Source organism: Bythopirellula superficialaquae (assembly GCF_059632245.1).
The window spans coordinates 1042680-1058778 of record NZ_CP197426.1 but is presented as its reverse complement, the minus strand read 5'-3'; the positions used below and the strand labels follow the sequence as shown (position 1 = coordinate 1058778).

The window sequence follows — 16099 nt, the reverse complement described above, 5'->3', positions numbered from 1 at the left end:
TGGGAATTACAAAATATACTCCCGAGCGGCTTTAGGGACAAGACCCATCGTTTTTGCGCAATTTCCTTGAAAAAACCGCGTGACAATCGCCGATTTATCCGTCCATTTACTATGGGACTTCACACTATGCCTGAAGTCTCACTTTGGGTCGCTGTCATAAATTGCGACATTGGTGCCGAAAGATTCGGCGCTCGGCTTTGTCCAGGCGTGGATAAAATCTGCTAGGCAAAAAACCTTCATCCCAGCCGAAAAAACTATGATGTCGACTCAACCGTCAACGTCCCTGCCCGAAGAACATACCGACGACCAACCGGAAAGCGAGCGCCCGCTGACGGTGACGTCGCAAGAAGTGCTCCAAGGACGGCGTGAATTGTGGATCGAGCACGAAAGACAAATCTACCGCCTGCGGGTTACCTCGCGGGGTAAGCTTTATCTCACGAAGTGACGGCCTTGGGTCAGGAGCGCTAAGCCGCAAGCGGCTAGGAGCAATGCCGTGGGTTCGGGAACCGCGGTGGCGAGCGCATTGAGATTGCCGTTGTTGTAGCTGGCTTTCCAGGTTGCGAGACCCGCCGGTGTTTTGTCGACTCGCTGCCAGGCCAAGAAGTCACGGCCGTCGATGTCACCATCACCGTCGAAGTCGCCCTCACTGCTCCCGAGGTCGGCTAAGAAGAGTGAACTGCCGTTGCTGGGATTGGCAAAATAAATTTGGAACGCCAGTTGATGCTCGGAGTTCCATGCCGTGCCGAATTCCGACTCCAGCGTGAACGCACTGCGGAACTCCAACAGGAACACTTCATCGTAGCCTTGGCTCTGCAGTAACGATGTGTTCGTGGCTTGAGCGGCTGGTATCAAATCGCCAGTCAGTGGGTGAACCCAATCGCCGACCTTCACCACAAGTTCCAATTCGTCATCCGAGTTTTGCGCCCAGATACCGGTCGATTCTGACAAAGGAACGCCGCCACCGGTGACCGTCCCCATGAAAGCGATCTGCCCGGTTGCGTTGATGGAGTAGTCCGTGAAATTTTGAAACACGGCCCCGGTGGGCAGTCCTGGTGCCTGCCGGCCCATCCGTGTGACCATGTCGACACCATCGACGGTCGCGCGAAATAGGCCATGATCATTGTTGAAATTAACGCCCGTGCCTTCTAATTGGCCGCGGAAGAGAATGTGCCCGGAATCGCTGAGTCGAAGTTGATCGTAAGTTCCAAAATCAGCAAACCGTACGCCAGCAGTCCCCACGGGTGCAGGGTCATTTCCTTCAAGAACCATCTGTAAATTGCCCGGAGTGCCGAGCCAGATCGAATCATTGAAATTTGTCAGATGAGCGCCAAAGGCAATCTGGCCTGAGTTATTAATTACCGGCTCTGTGTTAATCAAAAAGAACTCTTCACCAGGGACACCCGGCGCGGAAATGTTTTCGCGAACCAAGAGCTGCAAGTTTCCCGGTGTGCCCGTCCAGATCGTGCGTCCGTAAACGGAGCCCGAAGTATTCGTGATCGTCGCGGCAAAGGCCAGCTTGCCTGAAGAGTTCAAAACGGGGGATTCTGATGGAGGCAAGAACGGAAGAAAATAGGTGCCAGCGGGCAAACCGGCTCCCGTGGGAACAGGGCTCTCTTCCATAGCAACCACGGCAAGATTCCCTGGCGATCCGTACCACAGAGCGCTCTTATTGTTTGAAGCGGATCCAGTAAATGCAACTTTGCCGTTGTCGCTCAAGGCTACGCTTGACGCATCGATATCATCGATCATGTAGGGCGACCCACTCACCGCCACATTCGTGCGGGCAACAAGCTGAAGGTTGCCAGGCGTGCCCAGCCACAAACCATTGGATTGATCGTAATTGCCGGTGACGCGCGCGTTGATTAACAGCTGCCCCGCGTTGTTGATCAGCGGATCAAGATCAAAGCTTTCAAACTGCTGCGTCGTACCCGGTGCGCTACTTCCTACGCGAGCAATCAGCTGAGGCTGAGTAGCCGAGCCACCCCAAACGGTTTCTGAGTTACCACCCGAGAGTGTGGTGGGATCAAGAAATGAATGGAATGCCACTTGGCCATGATTGTTCAGCACGGGTGGCTGCAAGGTAAAATGCTTGGCGCCGGGTTGGCCAGGGATGCCGGGTGCTGGGCCAGACACTCCCGCGATGCGCTGAAGTTCCGCCGAATTGATAGGCCTGATGAAGCCAAGTATTCCGCAGAGACATACCGAAACGCGAAAAATTTGTAGCCACTGTTTCATCGGTGAAGTTCCGGCAATCAGCGATGCAAGAAGACCAAGACGACAAGTTAAGTAATTAGCGACTTACCGAGAGCCTTTATTTTAGTTAATCTTGCGGCACGGTTATAGGTTTATTATTTGCATAGCCGGTTGTTTCGCTCGCACCGGACGCCCATCGAAGATGCCGACGATTGCTCCCGAATCGCTTGTTTTGCTGACTTACATGCTGGTGGGCGGGGTGTTGGTGCTATTTGGTTTACCCCTTTATTTTCGCAAGATTCCGCCGAATCGGTTCTACGGTTTTCGCACTGCTCGCACCTTGGGCGACCCTAAAGTCTGGTATCCTGTGAACCGCGTCACCGGCGGCTGGATGGTGGTGACGGGGGCGGTCACCGCGGGAGTCGCCACCTGGGCCCAACGAGCAGGATACAACGTCTCCTTTGCTGCGATGGTCAATTTAATCACGTTTTCAGTCGGGATGGTGTTAATGCTGATCCATAGCATCGTCACCCTCTGGAACATAAAGTAAGCTTTGCTGATCACTCTCCCGTTACACTGGAAGGGGCTAGGGGATGGTTTGTAAGGCTCATTTTGAAACTTACCCAACCGTATGGACTCCCCCCCTCCCCTAACCCCTCCCCCGAGTACTGGGGAGGCGGATAAAGTTAACCACCAACCCACGAGATACCCCTGCCTTGGCCGCCACCTTCCGCTTTTATTGGCGCATCTTCGCAATGCTCGTGAACACGTTCGTGTGTTGGTCTTTCTTTGCCATCAACTGTTTGTTGGCGGGAAAACAAAAACGCACGAAAGTGATCAATCGTTGGGTGCCACTTTGGGCACGAATCAATCTATGGATCTTTCGGATTCGCGTTCTGCCGGCTGGCCAGTTATATGATGCTGACAAACTCATACCGGGTCGCGATAGCAAAGGCCGAGGACGCATCTTTATTTCCAATCATCGATCAGGGCTCGATATCCCCCTGCTCCTCTCGCTAGTCGAAGCTCACTGCATCAGTCGGCATGATTTGGCGAGCTGGCCAATCATCGGCCGTGGCGCGCGGAGCATCGGCACGCTCTTCGTCGACCGTGAATCACGCCGTAGTGGAGCGGCCGTGCTCAAAGAAGTCGGCCATGCCATCGAAAACGGCGAAGGAGTCGCCATGTTCCCCGAGGGAACATCGTATGGGGGCGACGAGGTCCGCGAATTTCGCAACGGCGCCTTCAACGCGGCCCGGCGTGCCAATGCCCAACTCGTGCCGATTGGACTCGCCTACAGCGATGAAGCGGCCTATTTCTTTCACGAGGCGTTCATAGACCACGCCAAGCGGCTCACGATGGTCAAGTCGATGAGCGTAGCCGTCGAATTCGGCGAGCCGATTGAATTCGGAGATTTGACGACGCCGGAAGTCATCAAACTGGCGCATGCCCAGGTGCAGGAATTGGTGAATCGAGCGAGGAAAAGATTGGACGAGTCTTGAGCTTCGATGTTGAGGGCTTAGATCAAGTCAAAAGCCAAATCGAGGGTCTGCTCTTCTACTTCATCCGAAGTCTCGAAATCAACACCAAGGATTGCGGCGATAGTCTCCCACTCCGTTTGACCTTGAGAAACCGGTACGGCAAAAGGCTCATCACTCCACACTAATCCAATAGCCTGCTCGCTTTCGATAAGCTCATCGACTCCAGATACCCGAAAATCGCTCTGCAAGCTCGACAACAGAATCACGCCGAGGGTACTCGGACTGTCGCTGGTCATTGCCGCACTCAAACCAGAACTACCGTAGTTGTCCTGCCAGATTTCCAAATCACCAGCATCAATTGTCCCGCTGCCGTCGCCGTCAGCGCCGCTTCCCGCGGGCACGGCCGCTGAGCCAAATGACCGTTGCCAAGCCAAAAAGTCGCGGCCATCGATGTCGCCATCGTTGTCGTAATCACCTTGCGACGGCGGTGTTCCATAACTCATCGTCGCGACCGTGGCAGCGGCTTTGTTTTTCAGAGTCAACTCGCCGTAGCTGTTATTCAATTCGCCGTCGTAGTTGCCTTGGATAAACAGTTTTTGCCCGCCCCGGGGTCCTGTCGTGCGCGCTTTGAATTCCGTCACGTCGGCGACCAGATAATAGGTCGAGTTGGCGGGGATGACTGTACCCCCTTTGAAGGTGTAATTCGCGCTGCCTGCAACAGTCCACCCCGAGATATCGACGGCCGTGCTGCTGTTGTTTGAGAGGGCGATGTATTCTTGCTTTTGGTTGCCACTTGTCGGTGTGTAGTCCACCGTACCAAAGGTCACGTTAGGTAGCGCTACCTGAGACGCGGGGACTCCCGCCAAAGCATTGAGGTGAATCTTTCGCTTGGCAAGAAAGTCGGCTTGGACGCGTGCTACAGCCTGAGTGGGAGTTTCAAACGCCATGCCAGCCGCAGTGCCCCAAGTGTTGCGATCAATCAACGCGTCGCCACCGATCTCGGCCATCAAATTGTTGATTCGCTGTACGATATCACTACTCGCGATACTTTGCCCTGCAGGACCGTAGAACTCATCCATCAGCGTTCTTAAACGACGAGCATACATTTGACTAAATTGAGGCTGAGAGATCAGTCGATCGATGAGATGGTTGCCACCCATGTAGACGAAGGCCCCGTCGTTCCAGATGAGATCGTCATCAAAATAATTTTCACTCGGATTCCATTGATGACCAAAGCTTAAATCCATATCCCAAGGCAGGATGGACCATAGCTCGGTGTTATTGGTGTCGCGATAGAGATACTGATTCTTTTGTCCGTAATCACGATTAGCAATCAAAGTTTGAACAGCAAAATAATTCACCCAATCTGCCAGGTTGAGATTGTCCTTGATCCAGATATCTGCCTGAAGACTCGACATCGATGCCGTGTCTATCAATTCCTGCAGATCGCTGCGATCCTCGTCTTTTCGGGTCTTCTTTTCGACTTCGAAAGTCGTGGAATTGAACCCGTTCCCCATTTTGTAGAGCGCGCCATCCGTGTCGAGCCCAACCCGCTCGAGGTATTCTGACTGCGCTTCTTCAACAAGGTCGTACATCCCGTAGTAAGCGCCGTTGCGATAAACGACCGTTGAGTAGGCCAATAAACCCGGACCGCCAGCAGCAGTGTACAACTCGTAAGCCATCGTATTGCGGTAGTAAGTTTTGTCGGTGAAGTTCGTGAGCAAATTGAAATCACTCACTTCGCCCAGAGGTCCGTCGAATTCAAACTTCAAGCCGCTGTTGGCGTCGAAATTGAATGACTTCTTCAAAAACTGGGGCTGGGTCGTTGACTGGCCGTGTAAATCGACTTGCACATTGTCGTAGAACACGCCGTCGATATACAGCGAAGTCCGGGTGCCGGTATCCGTCGCGGCAGCGTTTGGATCTTGCACGAACCAGTGGATCACAGGTAGGTCGGTCGTGATGCTCGGGACAGAGATCACCGTGCCATAGTACTGCGGTGAATCCAAAGCATCGAGGTAACTCGGTCCGCGTCCCACGATGCCTGATGTATCGGCAGCGGTCACGTACCAGCGAACCATCTGCCCCGTTGAAAAAGCGTTGCTGGGAATCTGTGCTGTAAACACGTTATCCCCGGCAACAGCATCGCCCGCGGTAACACCATCGTCGAACATCGTGACTTGAACTTCGCTGCCATACATCACGCGATAGTACATCCTTACGCTCGATCCATTCACAGGAGCGAGAGACGATTCAATATCCGCGGTGACCGTGATCGGCTGCCCCGCCACGGGTTGCGTGGGGGTGAAGACCGATGCATTGATGCGCGGGCCAAGTTGCATGATGCTACTATTGGGCTGGCCGGGAGTGGGAACTGCCAGATACCCGATCGTCGCGGCACTTGCCTGGGCGGTCAGTATGGGATGCATCAACAGATCGCTACTGGAACTGCCCGAATTGAGCGCATGGATCGCCAAGACATTCTTGCCAGTTTGCAAGAAGGGCAAGGCGGAGTTGAGATTGAATGTTTCACCAGCCGCCGCGAGATTCTCGTCGCGAATGCCCGTCGCAACGGAGTTCCACACGGGGCTCGCCGGCGCGAGGCTGCTGGTGATGAGATTGCCATTGATGTAGATTGCAACGCCGTCGTCGAATTTCAGATTCAAGCTCAGCGCAGTAACCGCCGCCGCGTTGGAAAGATCGAACTCCGTACGAACGTAAACCGACGTCGTACCCGCTGGCAACTGGGTGTTGATCAGCGGGTTATAATCCACGCCCGAAGTATTCGTGTCGTAACCAACGGCGGCTTTACCCGGCGAAAATCCGTTTGCCGTGGGATCGAAATTGATAGTCGTCCACGTCGTGCCCAAAGTTCCATTCGTTGGAATGCGATACGTCGCGGCACTGTCACCGTTGACCACGACGTCGCTCACGCCGTAGGAAATGTCGGTGAGCTGGGGCGGGTAATCGTCGCCGTTGGGTCCAAACTGACTGAGAATCGTGCCATTAGGCGCGGCGAGAACAACATCTTCGCCATCGGCGGAGAGCTTGTAATTGGTGTGATGATAGCCAAGGGGATCGATCGTGTTAGCATCTGAGGCAAACACGACGAGATACTGGCCGGGGTTCAGGATTGTCGACGTGGGGAACGACCATTTCGTATAGTTGTTGACGCTGTCGCTCAGATAGTAACCCTGCAAATCGATTGGCTCGTCACCAATATTCGTGAGCTCAATCCAATCCGACTCCTGGCCGAAACCGTCGGAGAGCGTGTCGTTGTTGCTGGCCATGAACTCGGAAATGATCGGCTGAGCGGCCAACATCATCCGATTCTCTAATAGCTCGAAACCGCGCATCGCACGGCGCGTTACATTACTTCGTCTTCGCATTGCCTGTCCCTGAGCAGTCGCGGACTCTTGCCGCCTAGCTGAAAAGAAAATCGAGGGGGCGTTTAACCGGCAACGACATAAGCTGTGCCTCGCGCCACCCTACAGCTATTAGTATGCACATAATTACGATGCACCACAATAAATCCGCCACCCTATAACCCGTCTGGCATAGTGAAACTGGAAACAGTTTCACAAAGCAATGGGCCTCACTGATCGTGTCTGAGCTTCTCGCAGCACTGAAACTGGCACTAATCAACGGGATCGGCCACCAAGTCATCGGCCGCTGATTTCGCTTGCAACCGCTGAGCCAGCACCGTGTCGATCAACAACTGCTCGACGTGATAAGCAAGCATCGGCAGAATCGCGAGTCCGCCGATATCCAACGCGATGGCGAGCCCGACCATGAGCGTCTTTTGACTCCCGCCAAAAGCGACGGCGATTTTGTCTTCACGCGCCATGTTCATCCGCCCCGCACTGACTAGACCAATGGTCCATGCGGCCGTGTGCAAGAGCGCGACGCACACCATCATCAGCACGATTTGCAAAGCCACTTCGCCGAGCTGGCTTTCGAGATTGTGCAGCTGCGTGCCGCCGTGGACGGCTCCCATGAAGACAATCATTAGCACGCCCAGTTGGGCGATGATGCTGAGCCGTTTTTTATGGCGATCAGCCAAGGCGGCCACGGCTGGAATCAATCGCAAGAGTTGGCCAACGATAATCGGCACGACCACCACTTGCAGCAGGTTCAGGGCCATCGCGGCGAAGGATTCTGTTTCCGATTCATGCCCAATCAACAGCCAAACCCACGCCGGCGTCACGAGAAAGCACGCCATGTTGGTAATAACGGTCACTAACATGCTCACCGCCTCGCTACCTCCAGCCATCCGCGTCCACACGGTCACGGAAGCCATCGAACAAGGTACGGCCGAAGCGATGATGATCCCTGCTGCGAGATCGGCTTGAAAAGCTAAACTCACCGGCCAGGCCAGCAACGGCACGATCAAAAAAGTAATCAACGTGGCCAGCAACGAAGGCCCAGGGCGACGAAGCGCATTCCACATCGCATCAAAGGCGAGTGGTAGCGACATCACCAACAGCACCAGTGCAATGATCCAATCTTTGGGAATCGCAAAGGCAAAACGGCCGCTGGCACTGGGAAAAGCCATTCCCAAGGCCAGAACAATGCCCAACACAACCAGGAACCAATGGCGTTGCAAAATGGGCCGCATGAAAGGAACGATCACTCCGCGGCGGGTTCGGCAGGCTTCTGTTCTTCCTGCCATTGGCGGGCCAAGATGCGATTGCCCTGTTGCTGCGGCGATTTGTCGGCCTCCAATAAATCGATGGCCTCACCGGTACGATTCAGTTGATGCAACGTGCGTGCCAAGTTGTATGTCGCCCCCGTGGTCCACGGCCCGTCGGGAAAGGATTCGAGCGTACGACGACGGAACCAATCTTCGGCTACCTCATATTTGCCGAGTTCATAACTCAACAAACCGAGCCAATAGCTCGCGTCAGACTTAGCCGTCGTATAGATCAATTTTTTGAGCGGATCGAGTTGATTGATCACGTCTTCCGGCAAGCGGATTTCGCTGTGTTGCAAGTGCTGCGTCGCTTCGCGATGGCCACGCCGCGGCTGAGCCAATGGATCATCTTGCTGAGACACCGGCACGGGCTTGGTCCCTTGGAAATACAGCACGCGAGCTTTCCACAAACGTGGTGCATTGGCAAACACCAAGAAACGCTGCGCCGCTTGTTCGCGCTGTGGTCGCTTCATCGTGACCTCAGCAATGCGGGATTCATAAGGAAACGGCCACAGCTCAACGCCCGTGATTCCTTTTTGCGACTTGAGCGATTCCGCCAAACGATCGGGGTCAGCCGAGAGAACGACAAAATCCTCTCCCTGCAACACACTTTGCAGCGCTGCGGCCCGGCGAGACATCTGGCGCGGCGTGGCGATGACTTGAGCGCGCACATTTTGCAGGTCTTCCGCCGCAAGTGGATACGGATGTTCGGCATCGAGATCGAGCTTGCGGAGCAACTCGGGGTCGGCGATCACTTCGGAAAGCGTCGCTACTTGGCCAGGCTCTGCACCGGGGATAGGTAGCCCCAGGCTCGTATCGAACAAATAGATTTCGCCGTCCACCGGCACGCCGACGAGCCATTGCTCTCCAGCCGCCAAGATAACGGCATCGATCTGCTGTTGCCGACACAACTCGGCAAACACCCAAGCACGAAGTTCCGCCCTGCCGTGGCCATACATGAGTGCCTGCCAAGGTTGATAGACGATATCGGGTTGGTTGGGGTCATCGAGCTGAATATTCCGAATTGTCCAATCAAAGTACTTCTTCGCCACGTCGAGCTTTTCGTAGGCGTCGTGCTTCGTCCAGGCGGCGAGATCGCGATGCCAAATGGCTTCCTGCAAAGAACGGACTTCCGCCAGATTGAATTGCCCTTCGCGTAGTGCTTCCGCTGTCATGAGCGGTGCGATCTGCTCCGCCTCGCGCAACTTTTTGGGCAATGTTTCAACGAGTTTCGCTTGCTGCCACTTCAGATTCTGATCTTGGAAATTGCGATACCATTGATTCGCGCGATCCACCAACTGGATGAGCGCCGTTTCATCGGGGCTGGGTTCCCACGCCAAGTCGGGCCGACGACGGGTGATGTAGTTTGTAAGCCGCAAACGGATTTCATTCATCCGACGGTCAGAGAAACGCCAAATCTCGATGCGGTGCGGCTCTTCGACGGGCCCGCCCAGCGAACCATCCAAAATGAGGGCGTTGTTCGGATTGTTTGTATCAAGCCGCCGCACGGGGAGTTCGATGTAACCGACTTGCGCGCCGCCGCCATGCTCTTCGCTTTCCATGTCATACTTGATGAAGTAGCGAACGATGTCACCAGCTCGCACTCCCACGCCACGAAAATTGGCGTTCCCCGCCGGCACGGAGAGATAATCGAAGCCCCCTTCGGGATCCTGGGGATTCACATTCACCGTCGCGAGCACCGGCTGCTGATTGGCGCTCTTGGAATCGTCGAGAATCGGCTCGGCGGGGACGAGATCGAGCACCACTTGCGAGGGCAAGCTGTTGAGCGTCTTGGCGACCGCTTCGACCAACACGGCGGCACTATTCTGCCGCGCAGACGTCGAACTCCCTCCACCGCGCCTGGCGACGGGTTGATGCTTGTTGTTGCAACTGACACTTGCCAGAAGTCCGCAGGCCAACAGAGCCAAGCCTACCAAAACATATCGCTGCTTATTCACAAGGGATCTCAATCAAGTTCGCGGCCGTTTGACGCAAGGTGACAAGTCGCCGCATCATGTCTTCCATCTGGCCAAGGGGAATCATATTCGGACCGTCACTCGGCGAGCGATCCGGATCAGGATGAGTTTCACAAAACAAACCTTCAGCACCAAGCACCATCGCCGCGCGAGCCAAAGGCTCGACCATCGCGCGGTTGCCGCCGGTTGCGCCACCAAGCCCGCCCGGTTCTTGGACGCTGTGGGTCGCATCGAAAACCACAGGCACGCCCAAGGCTTGCATCTGGGGAATCGCGCGCATGTCGTTCACCAAACGACCGTAACCGAAAAACGTGCCGCGTTCGCACAGCAAAATGTTGCGACACCCAGCATCACTCAGTTTATTCACAACATATTGCATGTCGCTGGGGGCCAAGAATTGCGCCTTCTTGACGTTGACGGCACGGCCCGTCCGTGCGGCGGCAATCAACAAATCAGTCTGCCGCGCGAGAAACGCCGGAATCTGAAGTAACTCGCAAACTTCACCCGCCGCGGCGGCCTGATACGACTCGTGGATATCGGTCGTGACCGGCAAGCCCGTCGTGCGGCTGATCTCGGCGAGAATTTCCAATCCATCGTTGAGCCCCGGCCCGCGATAGGCACCGCTGCTCGTGCGGTTGGCTTTGTCGAACGACGCCTTGAAGATCAACTGAATGTTCAGCAGCCGGGCGATCCGCTGCAATTCCTCGGCGATCTCCAGGGCCGCTTCCCGCGTCTCGAGCACGCACGGCCCGGCGATCCAGAGCAGCGGCTGGTCGCTGCCGCACTGGTAGGGACCGATGGAAGCGGGGTAGTTCGGCACGGCGCGATCCTAAGCTGAGATGGCCTGTAAGCAGTAATGGGGATTGAAGTTCGGGCAATATAACCTCATTACCGCTTACGAACTACGCGGCGTGCCTGTTTGGCCAAATCCTGCGGAAACCGCCCAAATTGGTGGTCATTTCGCTGGATTTCGCAGTTCGTCTCGTTTTGAGCTTTTCACAATTCGCGCCAATGTAATAGGCCAGCTCTTCGTGATTCATAACCCCTTATTAATAAATGACTTGTGATAAAATCACTCTCGTTATGAGACGATTTAGAAATTGCCGTGCGAACTCGATTTTCCTGACGCAGGATCGCGCAAACGGCCTGAGATTGGTTCATTTTGAATGAGTTATTCTGGGTCGTTGGCCGCACGCAAGGTGCGGTTATTGATGACGAAGACTTGTCGCCCGTCTCATGCTAACCACTTTGAAATACGGCGGTTATGTCGACTGCTAGGGATCGTCTTTATACCCGGGCCAAGGCAATGGCACGCAGAGTGCAACTTATAAGAAGCGTTCGGCATGGGTCCTTCCACGCTGAACATTAATTCGCTGGCCCGCGGGGTCTCGGACGAACTGTGACGCGTCGGTGCAATTGCCCCTGACCGATTCGTTAAGTCAATGTGTATTTGGCTCGTCCGGGACCCGCTTTTTTTGCGCGGTCACTTTTTCCCCCAGCTGCGACTCACGTTCAGCCCCCATTCCCTTCCCGGCTCTTTGTCATGATAGGGCCGGTTCCTTTCCTTCGCTCGCGCAACGGCTTCGTCGGTAAGTTTGATCGTGCGAAACGTCCCCTCGTTCCCTTCGGCGACTTGGCGAAGCTGCTCTTCGGCCTTCTTGCTGCCCCACCCTCCGGCCAAAAAGCCGAACGTGTGAATGGGATAATCTCGCCCGCGGCGATCCAACAAGGCTGCGAGGCGGCGTTGATCGCGTGTTTGGTCGAGTTGCCCATCGGTCAGTAAATATACCACGTCGGGGCGTGCCTGGTCGGCGGCTTGGATGGCTTGATCGACCGTGTTGCCCATGCAGAACTCAACCGTGTCGAGCCATCGGCGCAAGCGCACCTTCGAGCGATCTGATGCGGGCACAAAATCTTTGGCGGGATGCGGATAGTACAACGGGTAGAGCATGTCGCTGTAAAAGATGACATAGAACTTCTGCTTCGGATCGAGCGATTCCACACTGACCAGAAGTTCGTCAATCAACAATTCGAGTTCGCCCCCTTGCATGCCACCGGAGTTATCGAGCACATACATGATCCGCTCACCATCGACCTTCGTGCCGAAGAAACTCGCGGTCAATTGCTCGGCGGTTGGCAAAACATCTGACATACCGCTCCCACTGGCTAAGAGTTTCGAAACATCCCCCGATATGTCACTGGAGAGCGCATCGCTCGATAATTCGCTGAGCACTGTTTCCGAACTCAACTCGCTTTCCATCATCGCTGACGTCTGCATGATTTCGCTGGTGAGCTGGCTTTCCATGTGGTCCAGATTTTCGAGCGGCTCGACGGCGATCTCATCGAACACCATTTCGTCGGCAGCCGCCGGTTCGGCATCAAAAGAAAGGCTGAAGTCGAACGACTGCGGCAGCCCGGCAATCGAAATCAAACTCATGCCCGCCAACAAACCGACATTCACGAAGAGACTGCCGAGTATGGGCCGGAATTTGGCCACAAACTGAAGCAACTTACTGGGCGAACGTCGCAGGCTGACACCCACAAGCGGCGCGGCGACTTTGTGCGCCGCAGAAGCTGCGTGCGCATTCCAGGAAACAGCCACCGATCCCGAGCTAGCCACGGCACGATCAGCCGCCAGCTTTTTCCCGGCCGTGACTTCAAAGGTGAACGTCTCAACCGCCGTTTGCGAGTCTGGAGAATCTAACTTCTCCGTGCGGCGGAGGCGGGATGAAGCAGAAGTAGGCATGATCCACGATTCTCGATGGCGACCAGAACGAAGGCCTCTTCTTCCGGGAACGTCGAGGGTTTTGATTCTAACCGGGGTGCTAGCACTATGGAAATATTTTTTTCTCAGGCAAAAAATCGCGTCAATCCGCTAGCAAACCCTCGACAAAACACCTGATTCACTGAACCCGATGGGAACTCCTGGCCGATAAGTCTCCAGTCCGCTGACCGGCAAGGTCCGCGTGATCGGTACGGCTTCGCAGCCATCGCGCGAACGAGGCCGGGGAATTCAAACTCTTCTCACGCCTGTTCAGGACAACGAAATGAATCTGCATCCCAAAGTCCGCCCGCTGTGGCAACGTGCGATTATTGTCCCTGCTTTGACATGCTTGATGATTTACAAGGCCTTGCATTTGCCTCGGCGGATTCTGCCGCGGGCATTCCGATCGATTGTCACGAACTGGCACTATTCGATGTTCTGGATGCTGATCAAAAGCGGCGTCACCCGCGCGTACATCGACGAACCTTGTGTTTTCAAAAAGCCGGAATCGTTCGAGCCTCGGGTGAAAACCGATCCGGCGTATCAAATGTCGAAGCAAGAAATCGAACAGTTTTATAACAACGGTTTCATTGGTCCGTTCGATGCGTTCTCGCGCGAAGAAATGGCTGACTTCCGCAAGGAGATGCTGGCCGTTGAAAAAGAGAACTCCAAAACCTATGGCTTTGTTACGCCCCGTGATCGCCATTTGGAAATGCCGCGGCTGTTTGAATACATGAACCATCCGGCCATCGTGGAACGGGCGGCTCAACTTTTGGGCCCGGATCTCTTGCTGTGGCGGACTCAAATGTTTTACAAAGGCCCCGGCTCGCCCGCGATTCAATTCCATCAAGCGAGCACGTTCATGGTCGAGGATTATCTTGACCCGGCGATTTTCCCACCGAAGCTCGACGAAATGTTCCAACTCACGGTCTGGATCGCTGTCGACGACGCGATTCCCGAGAACGGCTGCATGCAATTCGTTCGCGGCACGCACGACAGGATGCACACGATCAAATTCGGTGGTGAAGAAGGATTCTACAACGCGAACTTCTCGCTCGAATTCGACCGCGATCCCAATCGGGTGATGACCGTTCCCGTGAAGTCGGGTCAGTTCATCATATTCACCGAGCGTTGCATTCACGGTTCGCCCGCGAATACGACCGACCGTCATCGCTTGGCGTTCAATATGCGGATTATTCCGACGAATGTGCCGGTGCTCACCAACAAAGAGAAATACCGCTCGGTCTACAACGGCGGAAAATATTATCTCAAGAATTGGGGCGTCGTCGTGCTGCGAGGCGAAGACAAGTACAAGCTCAGCCGCACGGTGGTGCCGGCTCGACTTTCGCCGCGCGAGCAAACCAAGCAAAGCCGGTTGGCTGCTTAATTCGTTTTTGAAGCCAACTGAGTTCCGGGGGGATCGCCATGCAGACGCTACGAAATAAGAATGCCTTGGTCACCGGTGCCGCGTCAGGAATCGGCCGCGCGCTGGCACTACGCTTGGCGGAAGAAGGCTCCAATCTGTTCCTGCTCGATATCGATGCGCATGGGCTGACCAACACAGTGATCTCGGCCAAGCAGCGTGGCGTTGCGGTGATCGCGCGCCCCTGTGATATCAGTCAATTGGCAGAACTCGAAGCTGCCGTTGCTTATGGCCTCGATACTTGGGACCACTTTGATTTGCTAGTGAACAACGCGGGGATCACCTACTACGGCCACACCGAATTCATGTCGGGCGAGCATTGCGAACAGCTTCTGGCCGTCAACATTCACGGTCCCCTGCAGTTAACTCGATTAATGTTGCCAACTTTGGTGTCTCGTCCCGAAGCTCATATTTTGAATATTTCGAGTTTGTTGGGAGTCGTAGGGGCACCCAAGTTGTCGGTCTATTCGGCTTGTAAATTCGCCGTTGTCGGTTTTAGCGAAGCGCTGCGCGCCGAATACGCTCGCACGAATTTGGGCGTGACGGCACTCTGCCCCGGCTTCACGGATACGAACCTGTTTGATGCTGCACCACTGGGAACCGACCGTTGGTTTGCGAAGCGGCCTCCCTCATGGATGATAGGCACTTGTGAGAAAGTGGCCACGCGCGCGATTAAAGCCATTAAAAATGACGAGGCGATGGTTGTGATGCAGCCTTATGCTCGCTTGGCCCACATCGCAAAACGCTTCTTGCCTGGGCTGATCGATTTCGCACAGCATTTGAGCCGCAAACGGTTCGTGGCAAAGATCGAAGCGCCTCCCACCGCCGAAGAGCGCCGCGCGGCGGCGTGAATTTGGCGATTGCCTGTTTCTCGGCTATACTTAAGCAGTACATTGTGGTTACTGTTTTGTTCTTTGAGGCATCTATCATGCCCGCCGAAACAATCTCGATTGAAGTCGACTCAGAAACTGCGCTGGTCTTACCTGCCGCAGGTACCGAAGATCGCCGTAAGCTCGATTTACTGCTGAGTCTGCGACTACGCGAATTGACTCTCAATCCACCTCGACCACTTCAACAGATCATGGACGAAGTCTCGCGCAATGCTGAAGAGCGGGGTCTAACGCCAGAAATCTTGCAGACGTTACTTGGGGATGAGTGATTTAAGGATCGTCATCGATACGAATGTCGTGGTCAGCGCGGCCTTGCTCCGTGATTCAATCACCCGGGAGTGTTTTGATTTAGCAATCGCCCGAGGGACAATTTTGATCTCTTCGGCTTCGGTGGCTGAGCTGAATGAAGTTTTGGGCCGACCAAAATTTAAGCATTATATTACTGAACCAGAACGGCTTGAATTTCTTGCCGCACTCATCTTGCCCGCCGAACAAGTAGATATCAGCGAAAAAATTTCCGCTTGCCGTGATCCTGACGATGACAAATACTTGGAACTCGCCGTGAATGGACGAGCCAGCCACATGATAACCGGCGATAAAGATTTGCTGATTCACGATCCGTTTCGAGGAATTGCGATCCTCACGCCCCAAGCCTTCCTCGATAGTCTCGCGGATTGAT

At 54.8% G+C, this 16099-nt stretch carries 13 protein-coding genes; 7 read left to right on the top strand and 6 right to left on the bottom strand.

Features of this window, described 5'->3' with window-relative positions; genetic code table 11:
- Positions 1–256 precede the first annotated feature (256 nt).
- Positions 257–445, top strand: a complete 189-nt coding sequence (gene hemP / locus SH678x_RS04375; protein ID WP_496921668.1) for a hemin uptake protein HemP — start codon at positions 257–259, stop codon at positions 443–445.
- Here hemP and SH678x_RS04370 read toward each other — a convergent pair.
- Positions 430–2235, bottom strand: coding sequence for a DUF7453 family protein (locus SH678x_RS04370; protein ID WP_496921667.1), 1806 nt, complete (start codon positions 2233–2235; stop codon positions 430–432). The two genes, hemP and SH678x_RS04370, sit on opposite strands and share 16 nt — an antisense overlap.
- A gap of 160 nt (positions 2236–2395) precedes the next feature.
- On the opposite strand from SH678x_RS04370, the gene SH678x_RS04365 reads away from it, so the two are divergent.
- Positions 2396–2743, top strand: a complete 348-nt coding sequence (locus SH678x_RS04365; protein ID WP_496921666.1) for an SdpI family protein — start codon at positions 2396–2398, stop codon at positions 2741–2743.
- A 166-nt stretch (positions 2744–2909) separates the two neighbouring features.
- Positions 2910–3695 (top strand): lysophospholipid acyltransferase family protein, encoded by a 786-nt coding sequence (locus SH678x_RS04360; RefSeq protein WP_496921665.1) that lies wholly within the window; start codon positions 2910–2912, stop codon positions 3693–3695.
- Between the two features lie 17 nt (positions 3696–3712).
- Here SH678x_RS04360 and SH678x_RS04355 read toward each other — a convergent pair whose 3' ends face one another.
- From SH678x_RS04355 to SH678x_RS04335, 5 genes are all read right to left on the bottom strand, one after another.
- Complete coding sequence (locus tag SH678x_RS04355; protein ID WP_496921664.1) at positions 3713–7063, bottom strand: CotH kinase family protein; 3351 nt, start codon at positions 7061–7063, stop codon at positions 3713–3715.
- Between the two features lie 248 nt (positions 7064–7311).
- Positions 7312–8292 (bottom strand): bile acid:sodium symporter family protein, encoded by a 981-nt coding sequence (locus SH678x_RS04350; protein WP_496921663.1) that lies wholly within the window; start codon positions 8290–8292, stop codon positions 7312–7314.
- An 11-nt stretch (positions 8293–8303) separates the two neighbouring features.
- Entirely contained in the window at positions 8304–10325 is a 2022-nt protein-coding gene (locus SH678x_RS04345) for a tetratricopeptide repeat protein (RefSeq protein ID WP_496921662.1), read from the bottom strand.
- Positions 10318–11163 carry a 3-deoxy-8-phosphooctulonate synthase gene (gene kdsA, locus SH678x_RS04340; protein WP_496921661.1) on the bottom strand — a complete coding sequence of 282 codons (846 nt, stop codon included), beginning with the start codon at positions 11161–11163 and terminating at the stop codon, positions 10318–10320. Before kdsA ends, SH678x_RS04345 begins: the two co-directional genes overlap by 8 nt.
- A gap of 663 nt (positions 11164–11826) precedes the next feature.
- The gene (locus SH678x_RS04335) at positions 11827–13089 is read right to left on the bottom strand and encodes a vWA domain-containing protein (protein WP_496921660.1); all 1263 of its coding nucleotides are present in this window, start codon (positions 13087–13089) and stop codon (positions 11827–11829) included.
- Between the two features lie 301 nt (positions 13090–13390).
- On the opposite strand from SH678x_RS04335, the gene SH678x_RS04330 reads away from it, so the two are divergent.
- The 4 genes from SH678x_RS04330 (at position 13391) to SH678x_RS04315 (ending at position 16098) form a co-directional block, all read left to right on the top strand.
- Positions 13391–14494, top strand: a complete 1104-nt coding sequence (locus SH678x_RS04330; protein WP_496921659.1) for a phytanoyl-CoA dioxygenase family protein — start codon at positions 13391–13393, stop codon at positions 14492–14494.
- 38 nt (positions 14495–14532) lie between these two features.
- Positions 14533–15381 carry an SDR family NAD(P)-dependent oxidoreductase gene (locus tag SH678x_RS04325; RefSeq protein WP_496921658.1) on the top strand — a complete coding sequence of 283 codons (849 nt, stop codon included), beginning with the start codon at positions 14533–14535 and terminating at the stop codon, positions 15379–15381.
- A gap of 77 nt (positions 15382–15458) precedes the next feature.
- The gene (locus SH678x_RS04320) at positions 15459–15689 is read left to right on the top strand and encodes a hypothetical protein (RefSeq protein WP_496921657.1); all 231 of its coding nucleotides are present in this window, start codon (positions 15459–15461) and stop codon (positions 15687–15689) included.
- Positions 15682–16098 (top strand): putative toxin-antitoxin system toxin component, PIN family, encoded by a 417-nt coding sequence (locus tag SH678x_RS04315; protein ID WP_496921656.1) that lies wholly within the window; start codon positions 15682–15684, stop codon positions 16096–16098. Before SH678x_RS04320 ends, SH678x_RS04315 begins: the two co-directional genes overlap by 8 nt.
- The last annotated feature ends 1 nt before the right edge of the window (position 16099 follow it).